This is a genomic window from Mixta mediterraneensis (assembly GCF_030283135.1).
GTDB lineage: Bacteria > Pseudomonadota > Gammaproteobacteria > Enterobacterales > Enterobacteriaceae > Pantoea > Pantoea mediterraneensis.
Genome location: NZ_JASUAZ010000056.1, coordinates 1 through 19,778 on the forward strand (window position 1 = coordinate 1; position 19,778 = coordinate 19,778).

Here is a 19,778-nt window from a genome sequence, read left to right on the forward strand (position 1 = left end):
CAGACGTGCGCGGGCCGCGTATTGAGCAGCGTCCGCTGACCCATGTGGAGGCGGCGAAAGCCCTGCGCGAGAAGTTTGGCGCTAACGGCCATATCTGGACGCCGGAACATTACCGCCAGTTAACGGCGCAGTACCCGGATGGCGTACCTGAAGCCGCGCTGGATGAGGTGATGGTTACCCTGACCACTCCGGCCCGCAACAGCGTTATCAGCATCGTTAACGGTAACTGAGGAGGAAGGCATGCTGGTACTGAAGCAACAACTTAAAGAGGCCCGCATCCCGCAGGCGGTGGTGGCAAGAGCCGTCGCCGTTTCCGAGGCCACGCTGGCCCAGATTGTGAACCATAACGAGTGGCCACGCACCAGCCCCGAAGAGGTACGCCAGCGTCTGGCGTTGTATCTGGAAAGTAAGGGGATTGATACAGCGAAAAGTTTTGATGCTGCACAGGGCGCTGTCACGCCCCGTACAGCGGGTACTACCGATAAAACCAACCTCAGTGAGGAAGAGAACATGTTACTCAAAAAGCAGGTGTTATTTCCAGCAACCAAAAAAGCGTTTGGCCTTTTCCGTGATCCGTTCGCCGATGAAGCCATGCAGGGCGCGGACGATGTGTTCACCACGCCGGATATCCGCTACGTGCGTGAGGCGCTGTTCCAGACCGCCCGCCATGGTGGCTTTCTGGCGGTTATCGGCGAGTCCGGTGCGGGTAAATCCACGCTGCGCCGCGACCTGATTGAACGCGTCAACCGCGAGAACGCGCCGGTGATTGTAATCGAGCCATACATCATCGCCATGGAAGACAACGACGTGAAGGGCAAAACCCTGAAGGCGGCAGCTATCGCCGAGGCCATCATCAGCACCATCGCGCCGCTGGAGAGTATCAAACGCAGCCAGGACGCCCGCTTCCGCCAGTTGCACCGCGTCCTGAAGGACAGCAGTCAGGCGGGTTTCAGCCACGTTCTGGTGATTGAGGAGGCCCACAGCCTTCCCATTCCGACGCTGAAGCACCTTAAACGCTTCTTCGAACTGGAGTCCGGCTTCAAAAAACTGCTGTCCATCGTGCTGATTGGCCAGCCTGAACTGGCGGACAAACTGTCCGAACGCAACATGGAAGTCCGTGAGGTCGTCCAGCGCTGCGAGGTGGTTGAATTGCTGCCGCTGGACAACAGCCTCGAAGAGTTTCTGACGTTCAAACTGCAACGTGCCGGTAAGCAGCTGGCCGACATCATGGACGCCAGCGCAGTGGAAGCCATCCGCGCCCGTCTGAGCAATCTGGGTAGTAGCCGTAAAAGCATGGTCAGCCTGCTGTATCCGCTGGCCGTCAGTAACCTGGTGATAGCCGCCATGAATCTGGCTGCTGAAATCGGGGTTCCGCAGGTCAACGCCGACGTCGTCAAAGGAGTTTAATCATGAAATCCATCGCCGATATCAACCAGCAGATGAACAAGGTGCAGTCCGCCATTATGGCGCTCAACGCCATGAACACTACCGTGCAGAGCGTCATGATTGCTGGCAGTAAGCCGGTTATCCGTATCGCCCGCAACGGGCACTGTGCCCGCCTGCTGGAGCAGGGCAAAGCGAGTTATACCCATGTTGGCCATGACGGCTCAGGGCGCTTCCGTCAGGGCGTCTTTGAGTTGCATGGCTGCCGTATTACCTGGTCAGAGTCGTTACATTAACCATAAGGTGAACAGAGATGAGCGAAGTAAATAAAGAAAACTACATGAAAGACCGCAAGGGGCGTCTGGTGCCGGTTGACCAGGTGTCTGACTATGACCTTGCGATGGACTCTTTCGTTAAAGAACAGGTTGTCGCCGCGAAGGTTAAACGCGATGAACTCAGTGACTTCAAGCGTCGTGCCTTTGACGAGTGCTATGCCTGGCTTGACCTTGTGGCCGAGAAGTACGGCAGAACGCGTGGCGGTGCCAAAGGCAACGTGACCTTCAGCAGCTTCGACGGTGCTCAGCAGATCACCATCCGCGTGCAGGAAACCCTGACCTTCGGGCCAGAGCTGCAGATTGCCAAAGACCTGATAGACGAGTGCGTCACCGAGTGGTCGGAAGGCGCGAACGCCAACCTGCGGGCCATCATCAGCGATGCTTTTCAGGTGGACAAAGAGGGCCAGCTTAATACCGGACGTATTCTTTCCCTGCGCCGCGTCAAGATTCAGGACGAGCGCTGGAACCGGGCAATGGAGGCCATATCGGAATCACTGCAGGTGGCAATGTCCAAAACCTATATTAATTTCCGGGAGAAAGATAAACACGGGAAGCTAATTAATATTCCGTTAGATATCGCTGCCATTTAATTTTAATTCAATTTCTTTTTATTTCGGCGTCAGTGCCGTGGGCTTCTGCACGCCGAAAACAGCATTAAGGAATAAATCATGTCCATCAAATGTATCAACTGCCAGAAAGGTATCACCACCCTGAAGTTCAGCGACGCCAGCGTCATTTCCTCCGGTAAGTACCGCGTACCAGCCGTCCTCATCACGCTGGTATGCCCACACTGTAGCCAGCATTACTACACCGAAGTCCCGGCCATGGAATTCATCCCTTGTGAGGCAAAGAAATGATTACTGCAAAAGAAGCCGAAAAACGGACCCGTGAAATTGTCGCGGAATATATCAGTGGATGTGGTTGTGAAAATCCCAACCATATCCGGCAGGTATTAATCAAATTAATCAGCATGGCTTCACACGCCATCGTAGCAACAAATGGCCTAGATCAGGCCATTTACGTTCTTCACGCCACCAGTGACCACCTGAGAAAAATGCCGCCGCTATACGAGCTGGAAATTACTGAGGACGGCCACGTGAAAGTTATCGGCGTATCACGCCATTGATTTGGGGAAGATAAGATGAAAGGCATGAAATTATATAACCGTTCGACGATCTACAATCTGGCCCTCAAAACCTTCGGCCCAGAAGCTCAGGCTCTGAAGCTGATGGAAGAAGCTGCCGAACTGGCCGCTGCTGCTGCCCGCAACATGAACGGACTGGGCAATGAAGTTGATCTGGCAGGCGAACTGGCTGACGTTGAAATCATGATTGAACAGTTCCGCCTAAACGGGATGGGCCTGATGATTGATTTTCATAAGCAGAAAAAGCTGGAACGCCTTGCCGAACGCCTGGGGGTGACTTATGCCGCAGAATAATGAAAAGCTGCTGGAGAAGTTAAAAAAGCTACTTGCGCTGGCTAAATCCGATAACCCCCATGAAGCGGCACTGGCACTGCAACGCGCCCAGAAACTGATGCAGGCCTATAACATCACCCAGGCTGACCTCGCACTCAGTGATATTGATGAAAGCGTCAGTAACTACTGGGCTGCAGGTAGCGTTAATCCGCCGCGTTATATGCTGGGTCTGCTGGATATTATCCAGGTGGCATTTGGCGTTAAGTCTATTATTCACTCCGGCTTTAAACCCGGCGTTGGCTTTTACAGTAATAAAGACCGGGTTGAACTGGCCTCATATACATGGGAGGTACTGGCCAGACAGTTAATCATGGCCCGTAAAAACTATATTCGACAGCAGAATAAAAGAATCAAAAACACGACCAAGACCAGCCGTGGTGACAAATTTGCCGAAGGGTGGGTTCTGGCCGTGCGTAGCGAGGTTCATTTATTTGCTATGTCCCGCGAAGAACGGGAACTGGCAAACCTCTGGCTTGAACAAAAATACCCTGATTCAGGAACAACCTCTGGCCGCAAAGCCGGTAAATCCCGTGACGCGGACATGTCCCGCCACATCGGTTACAGAGAGGGAGAAAACGTCCGTCTACATCAGCCTGTCAGCGGGCAGGAACAGCGGAAGCTGGGGAGTGGCTTATGATGGCTGAATCAATTGTATGTGCCTTGTTCTGGTATGGTCTCGTGGGGTGGTGTACTGCTGAACTGCACCGCCGTTCAGGGTTTTACTCACGTTACAGCGGTACCGGACACTGGATCAGTTGGGCCGTTATGTTCCTGTGCTGGCCTGTCGCGCTTCCTTTATATGTCGACTATATCGGTGGCGCAGGTAAAAGGAGTGGCAATGATGACTAAGCAGCGTCTTATTCAACTCATTCATATTGCCCGCAGCGACCTCCAGATGGATGAGGACACCTACCGCCAGATGCTACAGGGGCTGACCGGCAAAGCCTCAACCAAAGGGATGGATACCCCACAGCTAAACCGCGTGCTGGAATCAATGAAAAAGAAAGGCTTTCGCATTAAGCCTGCCGGGAAAGCCAAGTCCGGCTTACCGCTCGACAGCCATCCGCAGTCAAAGAAAATCCGTGCGCTATGGCTTGAAATGGCTGCCGCAGGCATCGTCCGTGACAGTTCAGAGCAGGCGCTGGCGCTGTGGGTTAAACGGGAAACCGGCATCAGCGCGTTACGCTGGCTCAGCAATGAGCAGGCAAGTAGCGTGATTGAGAAACTGAAGAAGTGGCAGCGCAGAGCTGCGGGAGTGAAGCAATGAGCGACCTGAATCAGTTTCGTAGTAAAGGGCCGGAACTGTTGGTGGAACTGGCACAGCATACCTCTGAGACTGTCCGCGAGATTATTGATATCGAACCCGCAGTTGCCGACCAGATTGGTCAGGCCGTCGCGAACCGCATGATGCAGGTCTGGGGTGGGCAAAACGTCTATTTTCCGATGGGCATGGTCTGGAAGGTCAGCCAGCGCGACCGGGAAATTTTCCTGGAGTTTGACGGGCGCAACCATCACGAACTGGCCCGCAAATTTGGTGTTTCACTACAGTGGGTTTACAGCGTGGTGAAGCGGGTCAGAAAAGAAGAACTGGATCGGATGCAGGGCAAACTGTTTGATGGCGAACCTGATGCCGATACAGGGAAAAAGGAGTAATATCTGCAATCAGGCTGGTGCGAGTTCTGTTTTTTTTGGGCCGGTCTGATTTTCACATACTGTAAGGTTATTGCATATTCCATCCAGTCTCTTCCCATGTTGACCCAGTACTTCCCATAATTATCTCACTTATCCCCTGTCATTTATCTCAAGTCTAATCAACCATCGGCGTCACGCTGTTTTTGCCACTGATAGTTAAAGGCGTGGCAGAAGATCGCAGCAATTTAATAGTGAGCTTGCTGTCGGCGGTGCCGTTCCTGTTTGCCTGTATCTTTATGTATTTTAACGGTCGTCATTCTGATCGCACCGGCGAGCGAGCCCGGCATTTAGGGTTGCCGTTAATCGCGTCCGGCCTGCTGTTGTTAGCCGCTATGGCAGTGTCGCAACAGTGGATGGCATACGGCTTACTTGTGCTAATGGTCGGCCTTAACTGGGCGATCACACCAGTATTTTGGGCCGTCACCACGGAAACGATTTCTGGCGTAGCGGGCGCCGCTTCTATCGCCTTAATTAATGCTGTCGCAAACATTGCGGGCCTGGGCTTTCCACCTGTTATGGGACGCATCAAAGATGCCACCAACAGCTACAGCGATGGTTTGCTGATTGTGGCGGGTGCGCTGATTCTGGGTGGCCTGTTGGGTTTAGTGCTGGGAAGAAAAAAAGCCATTGAAGGGCGCGAAACGCCGCTCAGAGAAATGAAATCGAAGCTGCATCTTTAACGCATTTGGCGTAGCGTGTGGGGCAACTTTTTGATTAGGTTGCCCCCATGCGCGAAAAACAACTCACCTTTGCTGAACGTCATCATCAACTCACCAACATTAACGTCTGGACCGCCGACAGCCAGTGGCTGGCATTTGACGTCCGTCCGTCGGGCGCGACCTTTACGGGTGAAACTATTGAACGCGTCAATGTTGAAAACGGCGAGACTGACGTGTTGTACCAGGCGAAGGATGGCGCTCATGTCGGCGTGGTTACCGTCAGCCCGGATTTACCACCCCGCTATGTTTGCATTCACGGACCAGAATTTCCTGACGAAAACTGGCATTACGACTTCCACCATCGTCGCGGTGTTATCGTGCAAAACGGCACAGCACAGAATCTGGATGCCTGCGATATTACGCCGCCGTTTACGCCTGGCGCGCTGCGTGGCGGAACTCACGTGCACGTTTTCAGCCCTGATGGTTCGCGCCTCAGTTTTACCTATAACGATCATGTGATGCATGATCGTGACAGAAGTCAGGATTTGCGCAATGTGGGTATTGCCGTGCCGTTGCACGCGGTAACACCGCCTATGCAGCATCCGCGAGAATACAGCGGCAGCCATTTTTGCCTGTTAATCAGTGTGACCACGGTAAATCCAGAACCGGGCAGTGATGAAATTAATCGTGCCTATGAGGAGTGTTGGATTGGCAATCAGGGTTATCAAAAACCCGACGGCAGTTGGCAGCGCTGGGCCATTGCCTTTACTGGCGACACGCTTTCGCCGCAAGGCAATAAGCAGCCGGAAGTGTTTATCGTCGATTTGCCCGATGCGCTGGAAGCGTATGCCCGCGTCGGCGATTCGCCACTGGAAGGCCGCAGCGATTGCCTGCCAGCGCCACCGGCTGGCGTTAAGCAGCGCCGCCTGACGTTTAGCAATGGGCTGGCGCAGCAGCCGCGTCATTGGTTACGCGCATCACCAGACGGTAGCGCCATTGCCTTTTTGCAGGCTGATGATCAGCAGGTGGTTCAGCTGTGGACCGTTTCGCCCAACGGAGGCGAACCACGCCAGATCACGCATCTGACAAGCAGCATACAGTCAGCTTTTAGCTGGCATCCTGACGGCAAAGCCATGACGTTTGTGTGTGATAACAGCGTGATGCGTTGCGAAATGGCAAGCGGCGATTGTCGGCGTTTAACCGATCGCAGTAATGAAGCGCCCTCCGGCGACGCAGTGGTATGGTCGCCAGACGGAAAACAGATCGCCTATATGCGTGAGGTTAACGGTTGGCGGCAACTGTTTATGGTTGCGGCTGTATAGTGGGCATCGGCTGAGCCTGCGCCAGGTTTTCCTGGGTGCGCGCCAGCTTTTCGCTCTGCAAAACACGAGCACGCGGTGAATCAAGCGCTTTATCATTATCGCTGCGGTAATAATCCCAGGGCAGCAGCAGCGTATCCATCACGGCCGAGAACGGCAGATCTATCAACGCCAGCGGCTTTAATGCCCAGCTGGCGTTGTCGTCTACTAACACATCTGCACTGGCGCGCGTGCCGGGATAATAACCCTGGCTCGCACCCGTGTGAGACATAACGCTGGAGCAACCCGTTGTCACGACAGCACAGCAGACAACACCTGCCAGTGGTAAAACTTTCATTTTTTTCATTTCCATCATCCCTTCAGCTGTGGCATCGGCCTGGCTGAGTTGGCTCGCCTGACTACGTCATCACTCTACGGTGAAGTCCGCTCCGGTCAGACAAAGGTATCCCTGAGTGTATGCCATTTCATCAAATTGGCGAAAAAAATTGCTTTTTGCCCCTTGAAACCTGGGCCGCAGCACCCATTTTTGTATCACGGTCGCGCTGGCTGTCGCCGAAAGGGTCACCCCGGACCGAACAACCTGTCCAGTTGTGGAAGGTTGCCAAAACTTGCTGAATTTCAGGAGTCTTATAATGCGTAATTTTGATCTCTCTCCGCTTTATCGCACATCTATTGGTTTTGATCGCCTGTTTAACCTGCTCGAATCCAATCAAAATCAGAGCAACGGTGGTTATCCTCCCTATAACGTTGAACTGGTGGATGAAAACCATTATCGCATCACCATTGCAGTCGCTGGCTTTGCGCAAAGCGAACTGGATATTACTTCTCATGACAACATGCTGATTGTGCGTGGCGCACATCCTGAAGAGCAGGTTGAGCGTAAGTATCTCTATCAGGGTATCGCTGAACGTAATTTTGAGCGTAAATTCCAGCTGGCTGACCACATCGTCGTGCGCGATGCCCGTCTCGAAAATGGTCTGTTAAGTATTGATCTTGAGCGCATCGTCCCTGAAGAGGCGAAACCGCGTCGTATTGAAATACTAAAATAATACGCAGGAACTAAACGCCGCAGAAATGCGGCGTTTTTTATGGCTTACGACCGGCTACGTAACAGAACCTGCTGACCTACGACCCCGCCAAAAACATTCACCAACAGACCGAAAATGACAACCACAGCGCCCAGCAACTGCTGTGCAGACAACGTTTCACCTAAAAAAAGTCCTGCGCTCAAAATGCCGACAACGGGCACCAACAGGGAAAGTGGCGCTACACGCCAGGTTTCATAGCGACTCAGTAAATTCCCCCAAATCGCATACCCAACGATGGTGGCAACAAACGCCAAATAAATCAGCGCCAGCACAGTTTGCAACGTAATATGCAGCAGGCTGAAAGCGATAGCGTCAGCGCCTTCAAACAGAAATGCACAGGCGAAAAACGGTCCAACCGGTATCAGCGCGCTCCATACCACCAGCGACATGATCGGTACTTTACGGTTACGCATGATGATTTTATTGGTGATATTACCCATTCCCCATGACAACGCAGCGGCCAGCGTCAGCATCATGGTGGTTAAAGTAACACCCGCGGTGGTTTGCCCTTCCATGCCCGCTGTCGCCAGGATAAACATACCCAGCGTGGCGATGATAATTCCGGCGATGTGGTTCCAGCGCAGCTTCTCGGCCAGCAGCAGCGCGCCGAGCAGAATGGTGAAAAAGGCTTGCGCCTGTAATACCAGCGACGCCAGACCAGCAGGCATGCCAAGTTTGATTGCTAAAAACAGAAAGGCAAATTGCCCAAAGCTGATGGTGATGCCATAAACCACTAGCCAGCGCAGCGGGATCGCCGGGCGACGAACAAAAAATATCGCCGGAAACGCGACTAAAGCGAAACGCAGTCCTGCCAGCAAAAAGGGTGGCATTTCCTGCAGGCCAAGTTTTATCACCACAAAGTTCACGCCCCATGCCACCACGACGCAAAGCGCTAACAGCATATCTTTTACCGACATCACCTGCTCCTTATGCCGCCGTCAGGCGGTGCTCACCCGCGGTGTGGCGATGCCTGCACAACAGCCTTCACCCACAACGCGAAAATAATCTTCTACCATCCTTACGAGCGACTTATCCAGTGCCTCGCGTTAAACCGCAGCGTTTCCACTTCATACCGCTGCTTATCAACCCGCAGCGCCAGCTGGTCATCAAAATTCAATGGCGGAACTGCGCCCATGACACATTGGATAAGGCTCCGTACATTCCCGGCGCGGCAAAGCTCAACCTCTTACCACTCCTGGCGTGCGCCGCGCTTTTGAAATGGCTGTTGCAATCTCGCGTGACGTCCAGCGCCATCGCTTTTGCTGCCTGACTTAATGCGCTGCCGCGAATCACGCCGATCCCTGACATAATGAACCCATAAATATTGCGATCATAGCGGCTGTCAGATGCGCCAGGCGCCGGAATCCCCAAAAGGAACGCGGGTGTCTGAGCCAGAAGGCGGCTACGAGTTGCGGGAGGAGATGCCGGTTAACGTGCGATCGCGCGTTCTGAAAGCGGCAATGCCGGAACGGGCATTGCGCCGGGACATATCGTAGCGATCGATCATCGCTACGATCGCGGCTTTCGGTTGAACGCCGGTTTCGGCTGGAATACCGAAGCTGAGCGGGCAATTTGCCTGGCACCGGGATGCCAGCAATAACTGGTCGAAACGCAGGATTAATCGCGCCAGGCGTTTTCCACTTCTTCCGCCAGAATCTGTACTGCCCGCTCAATGCTGTCGGCGTCCGGTACATAATTCATGCGCATACATTGATGTGTATGTGGCCATTCATGCTCCAGGCCGGGGAAGAAGAAGTGACCAGGCACCATCAACACGCCGCGCGCTTTCAGCCGCTGGTAGAGCACTTCAGTACTGACTGGCAAATCGCGGAACCACAACCAGAGAAAAATCGCGCCTTCCGGTTTATGGATCAGGCAGCGTTCTTCTGATAAATAGCGGCGGATAAGGGTAATCGTCTGTGAAACTTTATCCTGATAGAACGGTTTAATCACATCTTCTGATAAGCGCAGCAGGTCACCGCGACAAATCATTTCACAGGCGATGGCGGGACCAATGCTGCCGGGCGCCAGGCTGATAATGCCGTTCATATTGCCCACGGCGCTGATGATCTTTTCATCGGCGATGATGATACCGCAGCGCGCGCCTGGCAGACCGAGCTTCGATAAACTCATGCAGAGAATGATGTTGGGGTTCCACAGCGGGCGCGCATCGCTGAAGATAATACCGGGAAACGGTACGCCATAAGCATTGTCGATCAACAGCGGTACATTATGCTGTTGCGCCAACACATCCAGCTGCAACAGTTCGTCGTCGGTAATCACATTGCCGGTCGGATTGGTCGGACGCGAAACGCAAATCAGCCCCACCTCCTCATTCATCGGCAGATGTTCAAAATCGACGTGATATTTGAACTGGCCTTCCGGCAGGAGTTCGATATTCGGCTTCGCCGAAATAAACAGCTCTTCATCCAGCCCGGCATCGGCGTAACCAAGGTATTCCGGGGCGAGTGGGAACAACACGCGCTTTTTGCTGCCATCGGCGCGGCGTCCGGCGAACAGGTTAAACAAATAGAAAAAGGCGCTTTGGCTGCCATTAGTCAACGCAATATTTTCTGGGCTAATCGGCCAGCCAAGGTTTTCGCACAGCAATTCTGCCAGCGCATCAAGCAAGACTGCTTTGCCGCGCGGGCCATCATAATTACACAGCGCTTCGCTCAGCTTGCCTTCGTCGTGCATCTGCTGAAGCAGCTGCTGGAAATAGTCGTTCATGGCCGGGATCTGCGCCGGATTACCGCCGCCAAGCATGATAGTACCGGGCGTACGCAAGCCTGCGCCCATGTCTTCCATCAAACGTGAAATACCGGAGTGTTGAGTAAATTTATCGCCGAATTGAGAAAAAGCCATAGCGGTTAAAATGTGTAATGACGAATGGGGGAACCACCATAACGCCCGCCGATGGCGGGCGCAATGGGAAGGCGCAAGGGATTATTTCAGCGCCTGAGGATTAACGCAGTTTTTCTCAACGTTGCCGCTCAGGGCAGCGATCAGATTTTCAACCGCATCCTGCATCATGCCGTAACGCGTTTCCGTGGTTGCCGAGCCAATGTGCGGCAGCGTTACAACGTTGGGGAGTGCCAGCAGCGGCGAGTCAGGTGATACCGGCTCCTGCTCAAATACATCCAGACCTGCGGCGTGGAGAGTACCGTTCTGCAAAGCGGCGATCAGCGCCTGCTCATCGACCACTGGCCCCCGCCCCGCGTTAATCAGCACTGCGCTTTTCTTCATCAGCTTAAGTTGTTCAGCGCCGATCATATGATGTGTTTCATCGGTCAATGGCAGGCTGATACAGACAAAGTCGCTCTGTTTGAGCAGTGTTTCCAGATCGCAACGCTGCGCATCAAAACGTGACTGGGCCTCTTCATGCTCGCGGCGGGCGTTGTACAACACCTTCATACCGAAACCAAAGTGCGCACGCTGCGCCAGCGCCATACCGATACGGCCCATACCAAGAATACCCAGCGTCTTATGATGGACATCGATGCCGAACATTTCCGGGCCAATATTTTTCTGCCATTTACCGGCTTTCACCCATGCATCCAGTTCGGTCACCCGACGCGCGCTGCTCAACACCAGCGCCATCATGGTATCGGCAACTGTTTCGGTCAGTACGGTTGGGGTATGCATCAGTACCACGTGACGCTGATTGAGCGCATCGACGTCAAAATTATCGTAACCCACCGAAACGCTGGAGCAGGCACGCAGTTTTGGCATCTTTGCCAGCAAGTCGCTATCCACTTTTCCGCCTGAGCCAAGCAAACCTTCCGCCTGTTGCAAGGCGTCCGCATGTTGCTGCTGACTGTCTGGCGAAAGATCCTTAATTTCTGTCACCGTGCAATGTGCGTTAAGGCGCGCACGCAGATCGTCGGGCAAGCTTTTGTACAGAATCACCGAGGGTTTCATTATTGCTCCCTGTAAACGAGTGACGGGCAACACGCTGGTTGCCCGGAAAAATACGCTTAGCGCTTACGCTTTCAGGCGTGTTTCGCGCCATGTAACGACGATGTTTTGTTTTCGGCTGGTTTGACGATCAACGTCAGCCAGACCGAAATCAGCAAGGCACCGCCCATAAAAATATAGGATGCGGCAGGGCTTCCTGTCGCGCCATTAAGATAACCGACAACCCATGAGCCGAGAAATGAACCCAGTGCGCCCATACTGTTGATGAGCGCCATCGCTCCCCCCGAGACGTTGCGCAGCAACATTTCGGGAATAATGGCGAAGAACGGGCCATAAGGCGCATACATCGCGGCACCGGCAATGACTAACAGCGCATAAGACACCCAGAAATTACCTGCCCCAACCAGATACGAGCCAAGGAATGCCAGCGCACCAATCAGCAACAGCGGCCAGACAAACAGCTTACGGTTTTGCGTCTTATCCGAGGCCCACGATACCACCACCATCGCAATGGTCGCCGCCAGATAAGGCACCGCCGACAGCCAGCCCGCTTCTACCATGCCCATTTGTGTACCGTTACGCAAAATAGAGGGCAACCACAGTACAAAGCCGTATACGCCGATACTCCAGGCGAAATATTGCAGGCACAGAATGATGACGTTGCGGTTACGAAAGGCTTCGCCATAGTTGCGCACGGCTTTGATGTTCTCTTGCTCTTTCTGCAATTCAGCCTGCAATGCGGCTTTCTCCGTCTCGCTCATCCAGCGCGCCTGTGCCGGTTTGTCCTGTACCATGAACCACCAGGCAATGGCCCAAATCACCGCTGGAATGCCTTCGAAAATAAACATTTCGCGCCAGCCGAATGACTCAATCAGATAGCCGGAAACCACTGACATCCACAGCACCGTCACCGGATTACCCAGAATCAGGAATGTGTTAGCACGAGAGCGTTCTGATTTGGTAAACCAGTTACTGATGTAAATCAGCATCGCTGGCATTACCGCTGCTTCCACTACGCCGAGGACAAAGCGGATTGCCGCCAGCATGGGGATATTACTCACAATACCAGTTAACGATGCACAGCCGCCCCACAACATCAGGCATCCAAAAATCAGTTTTTTCACGCTGCGGCGTTCGGCATAAATCGCGCCGGGGATCTGAAAGAAGAAATAGCCGAGGAAGAACAGCGCGCCAAGCAGCGACGACATGCCTTTCGTTATGCCCAGATCGTCGTTGATGCCTGCTGCTGAGGCGAAACTAAAGTTCGCCCGATCCAGATACGCCAGACTGTAGGTGATAAACACGATGGGCATGATGAACCACCAGCGTTTTGGCGCAATTGTCTGCGTTTTCATAGGAATACCTCTGTCATTCATTGCGGTTGAGGTGCGAACTAGTCATCGCCCAGTTGCTGTCGCGTTGGCAGACCTTCGCTGTCGCCAATCACCTGAATCGCCAAAGAACCAATTTTGTTACCGCGGCGAATCGCCTGTGGCAACGTTTTACCTTCCAGCAGCGCACTAATGACGCCAACGGCGAAACCGTCGCCCGCGCCGACCGTATCCACCACGTTGTCAACCAGAATGGCTTCAACCTGACCTTTTTCACCTCCAGCGGTTTTAAACCATGCGCCGTCACAACCGGTTTTTATCACTACCGCCTTTACGCCTTTGTCCAGGTAGAAATCAGCTATGGCTTCCGGCTGACGATGACCCGTTAAAATTACGCCTTCATTTTCACCGGGCAGCACCCAGTCGGCATATTCCGCCAGCTGGTTAAGCTGTTTGCGCATGTCATCTTCGCTGCGCCATAAAACCGGACGCAGGTTGGGATCGAAAGAAATAGATTTGCCGCGTGCGCGCATCTCTTTGGCGGTGTGTTTCAGCAATTCCAGTGAGCTGTCAGAAACGGCCGCTGCCACGCCGCTCAAATGCAGATGACGCGCAGAACCAAAATAGTCATGATCAAAATCGTCTACCGAAAGATGGCTGGCCGCCGAGCCTTTACGAAAATACTCTACCAGCGGGTCGGAACCGACTTCGACTTTGGACTTAAGCTGAAAACCAGTTGGATAACGTTTATCGATACTGACCTGGCGATGATCGATGCCCTCTTTATCCAGCTGATGGCAGATAAAACGGCCAAAGGTGTCATCACCGACACGACTTACCCAACCTACTTTTAAGCCCAGGCGCGCGAGACCAATCGCCACATTGAGCTCTGCGCCAGCGGCCCGTTTGATAAAAGTTTCTGCGGCGGCCAGATCGCCAGCTTCGCGGGCAACGAACATGGCCATCGCTTCACCGATGGTAACGACGTCGAGCGTGCCGTTTTGATGCGTTGTCATATTGTCTCCTCAGACATTACGCAACAGCGTTACGTAATGGCGCGTGACCGCCAGCAGGTCATCGCCTTCCAGCGGAAACTCAATGCCGCGCGGGATATTATCCGGCAGCTGTTTCAGCAGCGTACGCCAGCTGTCACTGGCGTCATCCAGCGCAACGGCGCGGAAGCTGTCGCCATGCGGCACCGCAGCTTTGACATGGATATAACCGACATACGCACCCAATTCAGCCGCGGCCTGTTCGGCGTTTTCCTGCGTCCAGCACCAGTTCGCCATGTCGAACGTCATGCCGATCGGCAATTCCGCGTCGCTAATCGCAGCAAAAAATTGCTGCGAAGGCGCCAGCTTGCCGTGTTCAGATTGATCGTTTTCTACCAGCAGCGGTATATCACGACTGGCAATAAGTGCGCGCAGCTCCCCGGTCGGCAACGCGCCGGTGAAATTACCCAATGCAATTTTCAGACGCTGAGCATTCAACTGCTGCGCTTCTTCAAAGTAGTTGGTCAGTCGAGGATTTAACCCGCCGTCGTCACAAAACAGCGTATCCGGTACGGAATAGCTGATGCTCAGCTGATGTTCTTTAGCGGCTTGCGCCAGAGCAGGCAAGTTCGCAAGCGTAGCGTCATTAAACAGCTCGCGACGAATTTCAACACCGTCGGCACCGGCCTGCTGGATAATGGGCAACACGGCGATCTGGCCGCCGAGTGCGACGATTCGCTGGTTCCCATAGGCAACGGTAACGACAATAATTTCTGATTTCATGGTTTGCTCCTGGCGGGAAATTTCCCTTAACGGTTACAAAAACGTTAAATGGAACCGATTCCAAAACAAAGAGGCAAAACACGGAATTATGATCGTGCTCACGAAGTAAGCACAACATGACGGAGAAGAATCTGAAAATCAGGCCAGGCGCTGGCTGGAGCCTCGGATAACAAGTTCGCCAGAGAAAACCTGTTCAGCAACCGGAATATCATTATTTTCAATGCGGGTAATCAGGCGCTCCAGCGCGGCATAACCAATCTGCCAGGTTGGCTGTTTCAACGTGGTAATCCCAACGCCCGCCAGTGCCGCCCACTCCAGCTCATCGAAACCGAGCAAACCAATCTCTTTACCCCAGTGTAGGTTGATACGCTGCAGGGTACGCGCCACTTGCAGCGTTAACGCACCGTTCGCCGCCATCACCGCGCTGCGCTTTCCGGCGTGTCGTTGATAAAAGGCGAGAAGCGCCTCGTCCAGCGCAGCGGGCTGATGTAGCGGCACTTCGATATTTTCATGCTGGATGTGCGGATAGGCAGCGAGTACCTGACGAAACGCCTGCAAACGTTCGCGGCGGGTGTTTACGCTGCCCAACGGCTCACTGAGGAATAGCAGCGCATCGTAACCGTTATCCACCAAATGGTGTGTCGCCGTTTTGGCCGCTTCAACGTTATTGAGCCCAACGACATCACAGGCAAAATCAGGAATTTTACGGTCGATCAGGACCATCGGCAGTAAGGATTGTTGTAAGCGACTGAGCACCTCTTCGCGCATCCCAACCGCATTGACTACCACGCCTTCTACCTGATAACTGCTGAGCAATTGCAGGTAATGCCGCTCCAGGTCCACTTCGTTGTTAGTGTTACACATCAGCAAAGTGAAGCCGCGCTCACGACAGGCCGCTTCGATACCGCACATCACATCCACCGAATAGGGATTAGTGATGTCAGCGATGATCAGACCAATAAGCCGCGTTCGCCCCCGTTTAAGGCCGCGCGCCATCTGGCTCGGACTGTAATTGAGATCGGCAATTGCCTGTTCAATACGTGCCTTAAGACCGGCAGAAAGAAGATGTTGTTCACCGTTCAGATAGCGAGAAACGCTGGTTTTACCGGTTCGTGCCGCGTGAGCAACATCGCTAATAGTGGCGCGAGGCGGCCTGATTTTCATGTCATACCCTGCTAAGTAAGAATCTGGCAGAGACTAGCACAGCTGTAACTGGTCGCAAAAAACCGTTAGGTGCCAGCGGGTGTTGAAAGCCATGGCTGCCAGAGCGTCTGTAACTGCGCCAGCGGCGCCCCGTCTAACATTGATAAAACCATCTCAGCCACTTTTTCACCAACGGCGTGCTGTGTCGCCTGACAGACCGTAATAATCGGTTGATCGAGTATCGCATCCCGCGGCAGACCGTCCCAGGCAATGAGCGTTACAGCATTTTTGCCCTGTAAACGCCCGGCCTGCTGCAATGCCATCGCCGCACCTTCCGCCAGCGGACCGCAATCGGTAATCATCGCCTGCGGCAACCGGCCTTCCGCCAGCCAGGCACAGGTTTGCTGATAGCCAGCACGGCGCGAAGGTTTAACCGCCGCGATAGCAAATGGCGGAATCTGCCCGAGCGCATCTAAATAGCCCTGTCGCCGATCGCGCACAAAGGTGCAGGCTTCATTGCCGCCCAGCCAGGCGATTTGCTGGAGGCTATTTTTCAGGCAATAGTTTACCGCCAGCTGGGAACCGGCGTAGTTATCAATATCAAACCAGGCATAATTTTGTGCTAAATCGCTGCGGCCCATCGCCAGAAAGCTGAAGCCTTTTTGTTGAAGAAGCAGTAAGCGGGGTGGTATGCGTCACGATAACGGCATCGACCGATCGGCTGCGCAGCATATGCGTTAAGGTGCGCTGATACTCTTGTGGTTTATCGGCGAAAAGCAGTAAGTCTATTTCGTGGCGGCTAAGGGAGTGATCAAGTGCCAGCAACATATCACTGAAGTGGTCACTACTCATTGGCAGTGCGCTCACAGGATAAACTAACCCCACCGCGTTGGCGCGGCCGGTTTTCAGACGGCGGGCAGAGGCGTTCGGACGATAGCCACGTCGCTGAGCTTCTTCTACCACTCGTTGACGCGTTTCCTGCGCCACATCCTCATAACCATTCAATGCACGACTCACGGTAGTCACTGACAGGCCCAACGCTGCGGCAATGGCTTTAAGCGACATGCTACACACCCACTGATCAATTTTTAGTCACGCTAACATAAAGTGTGGAGTGGCTCTATATGCGGATACAAAACTGGAACTTTTAACATGATTTTTTACGTATTATTGACCAAAAAACAAACCAGAAATTGACGTTGCGCCCTCGCCAGGGAGGGCGGCTTAATTAACCGAGCGGCGACAAGGTGATTTCGACGCGACGGTTTTGTGCTTTTCCAGCTTCGGTATTGTTACTGGCAACGGGGTTATCCGGTCCGGCACCCTGGGTGCGCAGACGTTCATTAGCCACACCCTGCACGATCAACGCACTGGCCACACTTTCAGCGCGCTGCTGCGATAAACGCATATTTAGTGCACGCGTGCCGGTGCTGTCGGTGTAGCCCACCACATTTACTGCCGTTTTTGGATACTCTTTCAGCACCCGCGCCACGCCGGTCAGGGTATTCGCACCTGCAGGTTTCAGGCTGCTGCTGTTAGAGTCAAAGGTGACGTTATTAGGCATGTTAAGCACAATATTATCGCCCTGGCGCGTCACGCTCACGCCGGTTCCGCGCATCTTGTCGCGTAGTTTGGCCTCCTGCACATCCATGTAATAACCGACGCCACCTCCCAATGCTGCACCGCCCGCAGCACCAATCAGCGCACCTTTACCGCGATCTTTTTTCGATGATGAAAGCACGCCAACCCCAGCACCAACCAAAGCGCCGAGACCTGCGCCGATACCGGATTTTCCCGCCTGAGATTCATTGGTATAGGGATTAGTCGTACAGCCGGACAGGACCAGACTTCCGCTCAGTAACAAGGTAATAGCTAATAATTTTTTCTGCATTTTCGTTCTCTTACGTTTTTCTGACAGGGGAAATCTCACCCCTAAAGCGGCACGATTATGCCGCTTAACGATGAAGAAAGACGTGAGAGAAAGTCTTATTTTGTAAAGAATTGCCGTCAAAGATTATCAGGATGGCAGAAACAATCGGTTTGATGGTCGTTAATCAGGCCGCAAGCCTGCATAAATGAATAACAAATTGTGGGACCGATAAATTTAAAACCGCGTGCCTTTAGGGCTTTTGACAGCTCAATGGCGTGTTCTGAAGTGGTAGGAGCCAGTCTGTAATCAGGATGATGATGGACAATTGGCGCGTTATCGACAAATTCCCACACGAAGCGGGCAAAATCCTCACCTTTTGCTTCCATCGCCAGATAAGCCCGCGCATTGTGAATAATCGCCGTAATCTTGCCGCGATGGCGAATAATTCCGCTGTTTTGCAATAGCTTTTCAATGTCCAGCTCGTCCATCAGCGCGACGATTTGCGGATCGAATTGACTAAAAGCTTCGCGGTAATTTTCACGTTTTTTTAGCACAGTAATCCATGACAGACCCGCCTGCTGACCTTCCAGACACAGCATTTCAAATAGCTTTTGCTTGTGAGTTTGGGCTATTCCCCACTCTTTATCGTGGTATGCCAGATAGACAGGATCCTGCGTTACCCAACCACATCGTTGCATCGCTTTATTCCTTATTGCGGGAAAATCTTCTCAGGGGTACTTGATATTAGAGTTAATCGGTTAATAGTTAAACAGCAGGCGCACTTACTCTCGACTCATCAAGACGCCCGATCATCCCTTCAGCCTTGTCTGGAGTTTGCATGTTGCAAAAAAGTCAGTGTGCAGGCCAGCACTATCTGGTGCGGCTTTTTTGTGGTGTATGGCTTTTATCGATGATGCATCCCGTCTTTGCCTGGGGCGGCGATGTTGCCCTGCCCGTAATTCAGGCTCCGACGATAGATTCTCCCGATTACAACACCATTCTGGCCGAAAAAATTTCCCGTAACCCGCTGGCGTTTACCGACACCCGTCAGGGATTATGGGATGCGGCGCTCAATGCCTCAACCCCGACATCGCTGATGCTGCGTAGCGAGCCGGGCAATGTGGGTGCGAAGCCGTCAGGCACTCGCTTTAGAGCGGGTTGGGCGCTGCCACTGAGTGATTGCATTACTACTGGGCCGGTGGCGCAATATACCGTCGGGCAGCGCCCGCTGGCTTGCCCACAATGTGATTTCAGCGATCCCCCCAGTCACGATCAGGTCGCCAGTGTGGGCTGGCGCGTCGATTCACAGCTAGGCTGGATTACGCCCTGGGCGCAGTTAAGTTACAGCCACCAGCTTACAGAGGATAATCTTAACTATCGCGCTGCGGAGGAATCAGACAGCCGTCAGGATAACGGATTGGATGTCAGCATCGGTGCACATGTGCCGCTCAATAATAATCTGGCTGCTTTCGCCTCTTTTTCTCAAACCGGTACGCTTAATAGCGGCGAACAGTTCATCTATAGCCTTGGTGTAAGCGCGAGCTTTTAAAGCGCGGCATAAAATGAGAAAGCATCAAAAATGAGTACAATATAATACGTAAGCTAATCATAACAGTGGTAATATTATGCGTGATAATCTAACTATTATTGGCCGCGAAATAGCGGTTAATGAGATGGTCCCCACCACCCTGTGAGCGGTACGCTGACAGGGTGTTTCTTTATGGAGAAGACCATCATGCAAAACGTCACGCTTATTGGTATCGATCTCGGTAAACATTCTTTTCACAT

Annotated in this window: 24 protein-coding genes and 4 pseudogenes; 16 read left to right on the plus strand and 12 right to left on the minus strand. The window is 53.2% G+C overall.

Features of this window, described 5'->3' with window-relative positions; all coding sequences use genetic code 11:
• From QRY16_RS19750 to QRY16_RS19810, 13 genes and pseudogenes are all read left to right on the plus strand, one after another.
• Positions 1 to 230 (plus strand): annotated as a pseudogene (locus QRY16_RS19750) (integrase); the annotation flags it as partial.
• Between the two features lie 10 nt (positions 231 to 240).
• Complete coding sequence (locus QRY16_RS19755; protein WP_011410679.1) at positions 241 to 1,407, plus strand: ExeA family protein; 1,167 nt, start codon at positions 241 to 243, stop codon at positions 1,405 to 1,407.
• 2 nt (positions 1,408 to 1,409) lie between these two features.
• On the plus strand, positions 1,410 to 1,679 hold the full coding sequence (locus QRY16_RS19760) for an HI_1482 family protein (RefSeq protein ID WP_000835317.1): 270 nt from the start codon (positions 1,410 to 1,412) through the stop codon (positions 1,677 to 1,679).
• Between the two features lie 17 nt (positions 1,680 to 1,696).
• Positions 1,697 to 2,308 (plus strand): DUF3164 family protein, encoded by a 612-nt coding sequence (locus QRY16_RS19765; RefSeq protein WP_000005725.1) that lies wholly within the window; start codon positions 1,697 to 1,699, stop codon positions 2,306 to 2,308.
• A 78-nt stretch (positions 2,309 to 2,386) separates the two neighbouring features.
• Positions 2,387 to 2,575, plus strand: coding sequence for a hypothetical protein (locus QRY16_RS19770; protein WP_001569384.1), 189 nt, complete (start codon positions 2,387 to 2,389; stop codon positions 2,573 to 2,575).
• A complete protein-coding gene (locus QRY16_RS19775) occupies positions 2,572 to 2,844 on the plus strand; it encodes a hypothetical protein (protein ID WP_289777771.1) in 273 nt (90 codons plus the stop codon). The genes QRY16_RS19770 and QRY16_RS19775 overlap by 4 nt, the downstream gene beginning before the upstream one ends.
• Before the next feature lie 15 nt (positions 2,845 to 2,859).
• The gene (locus QRY16_RS19780) at positions 2,860 to 3,156 is read left to right on the plus strand and encodes a nucleoside triphosphate pyrophosphohydrolase family protein (RefSeq protein WP_001569383.1); all 297 of its coding nucleotides are present in this window, start codon (positions 2,860 to 2,862) and stop codon (positions 3,154 to 3,156) included.
• Positions 3,143 to 3,832 carry a DUF2786 domain-containing protein gene (locus tag QRY16_RS19785; protein ID WP_289777772.1) on the plus strand — a complete coding sequence of 230 codons (690 nt, stop codon included), beginning with the start codon at positions 3,143 to 3,145 and terminating at the stop codon, positions 3,830 to 3,832. The genes QRY16_RS19780 and QRY16_RS19785 overlap by 14 nt, the downstream gene beginning before the upstream one ends.
• Positions 3,829 to 4,044 carry a hypothetical protein gene (locus QRY16_RS19790; RefSeq protein WP_000967768.1) on the plus strand — a complete coding sequence of 72 codons (216 nt, stop codon included), beginning with the start codon at positions 3,829 to 3,831 and terminating at the stop codon, positions 4,042 to 4,044. Before QRY16_RS19785 ends, QRY16_RS19790 begins: the two co-directional genes overlap by 4 nt.
• Entirely contained in the window at positions 4,034 to 4,462 is a 429-nt protein-coding gene (locus tag QRY16_RS19795) for a gp16 family protein (RefSeq protein WP_000988476.1), read from the plus strand. The genes QRY16_RS19790 and QRY16_RS19795 overlap by 11 nt, the downstream gene beginning before the upstream one ends.
• Positions 4,459 to 4,848 carry a Mor transcription activator family protein gene (locus tag QRY16_RS19800; protein WP_001281697.1) on the plus strand — a complete coding sequence of 130 codons (390 nt, stop codon included), beginning with the start codon at positions 4,459 to 4,461 and terminating at the stop codon, positions 4,846 to 4,848. The genes QRY16_RS19795 and QRY16_RS19800 overlap by 4 nt, the downstream gene beginning before the upstream one ends.
• Positions 4,849 to 5,009: 161 nt before the next feature.
• A pseudogene (locus QRY16_RS19805) lies at positions 5,010 to 5,567 on the plus strand (MFS transporter); the annotation flags it as partial.
• 47 nt (positions 5,568 to 5,614) lie between these two features.
• Complete coding sequence (locus QRY16_RS19810; RefSeq protein ID WP_193406686.1) at positions 5,615 to 6,868, plus strand: YidR family protein; 1,254 nt, start codon at positions 5,615 to 5,617, stop codon at positions 6,866 to 6,868.
• Here QRY16_RS19810 and QRY16_RS19815 read toward each other — a convergent pair.
• A complete protein-coding gene (locus QRY16_RS19815; protein ID WP_193406687.1) occupies positions 6,849 to 7,211 on the minus strand; it encodes a YceK/YidQ family lipoprotein in 363 nt (120 codons plus the stop codon). The two genes, QRY16_RS19810 and QRY16_RS19815, sit on opposite strands and share 20 nt — an antisense overlap.
• A 286-nt stretch (positions 7,212 to 7,497) precedes the next feature.
• Here QRY16_RS19815 and ibpA point away from each other — a divergent pair, with 286 nt between their 5' ends.
• A complete protein-coding gene (ibpA, locus tag QRY16_RS19820) occupies positions 7,498 to 7,914 on the plus strand; it encodes a small heat shock chaperone IbpA (RefSeq protein ID WP_193406688.1) in 417 nt (138 codons plus the stop codon).
• A gap of 44 nt (positions 7,915 to 7,958) precedes the next feature.
• Here ibpA and QRY16_RS19825 read toward each other — a convergent pair whose 3' ends face one another.
• Both QRY16_RS19825 and QRY16_RS19830 read right to left on the minus strand, forming a co-directional pair.
• Positions 7,959 to 8,870 (minus strand): EamA family transporter, encoded by a 912-nt coding sequence (locus QRY16_RS19825; RefSeq protein WP_289777773.1) that lies wholly within the window; start codon positions 8,868 to 8,870, stop codon positions 7,959 to 7,961.
• 196 nt (positions 8,871 to 9,066) lie between these two features.
• Positions 9,067 to 9,261, minus strand: a complete 195-nt coding sequence (locus QRY16_RS19830) for a hypothetical protein (RefSeq protein ID WP_193406690.1) — start codon at positions 9,259 to 9,261, stop codon at positions 9,067 to 9,069.
• A gap of 59 nt (positions 9,262 to 9,320) precedes the next feature.
• On the opposite strand from QRY16_RS19830, the pseudogene QRY16_RS19835 reads away from it, so the two are divergent.
• Positions 9,321 to 9,553, plus strand: a pseudogene (locus QRY16_RS19835) (aminotransferase-like domain-containing protein); the annotation flags it as partial.
• 17 nt (positions 9,554 to 9,570) lie between these two features.
• Here QRY16_RS19835 and QRY16_RS19840 read toward each other — a convergent pair.
• The 9 genes and pseudogenes from QRY16_RS19840 to QRY16_RS19880 form a co-directional block, all read right to left on the minus strand.
• Positions 9,571 to 10,818 (minus strand): valine--pyruvate transaminase, encoded by a 1,248-nt coding sequence (locus QRY16_RS19840; protein ID WP_193406692.1) that lies wholly within the window; start codon positions 10,816 to 10,818, stop codon positions 9,571 to 9,573.
• Positions 10,819 to 10,899: 81 nt separating this feature from the next.
• Positions 10,900 to 11,874, minus strand: a complete 975-nt coding sequence (ghrB, locus tag QRY16_RS19845) for a glyoxylate/hydroxypyruvate reductase GhrB (protein ID WP_193406693.1) — start codon at positions 11,872 to 11,874, stop codon at positions 10,900 to 10,902.
• A 71-nt stretch (positions 11,875 to 11,945) separates the two neighbouring features.
• Entirely contained in the window at positions 11,946 to 13,226 is a 1,281-nt protein-coding gene (locus QRY16_RS19850; protein ID WP_289777774.1) for an MFS transporter, read from the minus strand.
• A gap of 38 nt (positions 13,227 to 13,264) precedes the next feature.
• Positions 13,265 to 14,218, minus strand: a complete 954-nt coding sequence (locus tag QRY16_RS19855; RefSeq protein WP_289777775.1) for a sugar kinase — start codon at positions 14,216 to 14,218, stop codon at positions 13,265 to 13,267.
• Between the two features lie 9 nt (positions 14,219 to 14,227).
• A complete protein-coding gene (locus QRY16_RS19860; protein WP_289777776.1) occupies positions 14,228 to 14,977 on the minus strand; it encodes a sugar phosphate isomerase/epimerase family protein in 750 nt (249 codons plus the stop codon).
• Positions 14,978 to 15,115: 138 nt separating this feature from the next.
• Complete coding sequence (locus QRY16_RS19865; RefSeq protein WP_289777777.1) at positions 15,116 to 16,141, minus strand: LacI family DNA-binding transcriptional regulator; 1,026 nt, start codon at positions 16,139 to 16,141, stop codon at positions 15,116 to 15,118.
• 65 nt (positions 16,142 to 16,206) lie between these two features.
• Positions 16,207 to 17,185: pseudogene (locus QRY16_RS19870) on the minus strand (LacI family DNA-binding transcriptional regulator).
• Positions 17,186 to 17,348: 163 nt separating this feature from the next.
• Entirely contained in the window at positions 17,349 to 18,011 is a 663-nt protein-coding gene (locus QRY16_RS19875; protein ID WP_289777778.1) for an OmpA family lipoprotein, read from the minus strand.
• Positions 18,012 to 18,127: 116 nt separating this feature from the next.
• Positions 18,128 to 18,688 (minus strand): DNA-3-methyladenine glycosylase I, encoded by a 561-nt coding sequence (locus QRY16_RS19880; RefSeq protein WP_289777779.1) that lies wholly within the window; start codon positions 18,686 to 18,688, stop codon positions 18,128 to 18,130.
• A gap of 140 nt (positions 18,689 to 18,828) precedes the next feature.
• Here QRY16_RS19880 and QRY16_RS19885 point away from each other — a divergent pair, with 140 nt between their 5' ends.
• Positions 18,829 to 19,539, plus strand: a complete 711-nt coding sequence (locus QRY16_RS19885) for an autotransporter (RefSeq protein ID WP_289777780.1) — start codon at positions 18,829 to 18,831, stop codon at positions 19,537 to 19,539.
• Positions 19,540 to 19,778 lie beyond the last annotated feature (239 nt).

Bases quoted from the DNA above. Each gene is read 5' to 3' on its own strand.
- QRY16_RS19755 (WP_011410679.1), top strand. From the start codon at position 241: ATGCTGGTACTGAAGCAACAACTTAAAGAGGCCCGCATCCCGCAGGCG.
- QRY16_RS19760 (WP_000835317.1), top strand. From the start codon at position 1,410: ATGAAATCCATCGCCGATATCAACCAGCAGATGAACAAGGTGCAGTCC.
- QRY16_RS19765 (WP_000005725.1), top strand. From the start codon at position 1,697: ATGAGCGAAGTAAATAAAGAAAACTACATGAAAGACCGCAAGGGGCGT.
- QRY16_RS19770 (WP_001569384.1), top strand. From the start codon at position 2,387: ATGTCCATCAAATGTATCAACTGCCAGAAAGGTATCACCACCCTGAAG.
- QRY16_RS19775 (WP_289777771.1), top strand. From the start codon at position 2,572: ATGATTACTGCAAAAGAAGCCGAAAAACGGACCCGTGAAATTGTCGCG.
- QRY16_RS19780 (WP_001569383.1), top strand. From the start codon at position 2,860: ATGAAAGGCATGAAATTATATAACCGTTCGACGATCTACAATCTGGCC.
- QRY16_RS19785 (WP_289777772.1), top strand. From the start codon at position 3,143: ATGCCGCAGAATAATGAAAAGCTGCTGGAGAAGTTAAAAAAGCTACTT.
- QRY16_RS19790 (WP_000967768.1), top strand. From the start codon at position 3,829: ATGATGGCTGAATCAATTGTATGTGCCTTGTTCTGGTATGGTCTCGTG.
- QRY16_RS19795 (WP_000988476.1), top strand. From the start codon at position 4,034: ATGATGACTAAGCAGCGTCTTATTCAACTCATTCATATTGCCCGCAGC.
- QRY16_RS19800 (WP_001281697.1), top strand. From the start codon at position 4,459: ATGAGCGACCTGAATCAGTTTCGTAGTAAAGGGCCGGAACTGTTGGTG.
- QRY16_RS19810 (WP_193406686.1), top strand. From the start codon at position 5,615: ATGCGCGAAAAACAACTCACCTTTGCTGAACGTCATCATCAACTCACC.
- QRY16_RS19815 (WP_193406687.1), bottom strand. From the start codon at position 7,211: ATGAAAAAAATGAAAGTTTTACCACTGGCAGGTGTTGTCTGCTGTGCT.
- ibpA (WP_193406688.1), top strand. From the start codon at position 7,498: ATGCGTAATTTTGATCTCTCTCCGCTTTATCGCACATCTATTGGTTTT.
- QRY16_RS19825 (WP_289777773.1), bottom strand. From the start codon at position 8,870: ATGTCGGTAAAAGATATGCTGTTAGCGCTTTGCGTCGTGGTGGCATGG.
- QRY16_RS19830 (WP_193406690.1), bottom strand. From the start codon at position 9,261: ATGTCAGGGATCGGCGTGATTCGCGGCAGCGCATTAAGTCAGGCAGCA.
- QRY16_RS19840 (WP_193406692.1), bottom strand. From the start codon at position 10,818: ATGGCTTTTTCTCAATTCGGCGATAAATTTACTCAACACTCCGGTATT.
- ghrB (WP_193406693.1), bottom strand. From the start codon at position 11,874: ATGAAACCCTCGGTGATTCTGTACAAAAGCTTGCCCGACGATCTGCGT.
- QRY16_RS19850 (WP_289777774.1), bottom strand. From the start codon at position 13,226: ATGAAAACGCAGACAATTGCGCCAAAACGCTGGTGGTTCATCATGCCC.
- QRY16_RS19855 (WP_289777775.1), bottom strand. From the start codon at position 14,218: ATGACAACGCATCAAAACGGCACGCTCGACGTCGTTACCATCGGTGAA.
- QRY16_RS19860 (WP_289777776.1), bottom strand. From the start codon at position 14,977: ATGAAATCAGAAATTATTGTCGTTACCGTTGCCTATGGGAACCAGCGA.
- QRY16_RS19865 (WP_289777777.1), bottom strand. From the start codon at position 16,141: ATGAAAATCAGGCCGCCTCGCGCCACTATTAGCGATGTTGCTCACGCG.
- QRY16_RS19875 (WP_289777778.1), bottom strand. From the start codon at position 18,011: ATGCAGAAAAAATTATTAGCTATTACCTTGTTACTGAGCGGAAGTCTG.
- QRY16_RS19880 (WP_289777779.1), bottom strand. From the start codon at position 18,688: ATGCAACGATGTGGTTGGGTAACGCAGGATCCTGTCTATCTGGCATAC.
- QRY16_RS19885 (WP_289777780.1), top strand. From the start codon at position 18,829: ATGTTGCAAAAAAGTCAGTGTGCAGGCCAGCACTATCTGGTGCGGCTT.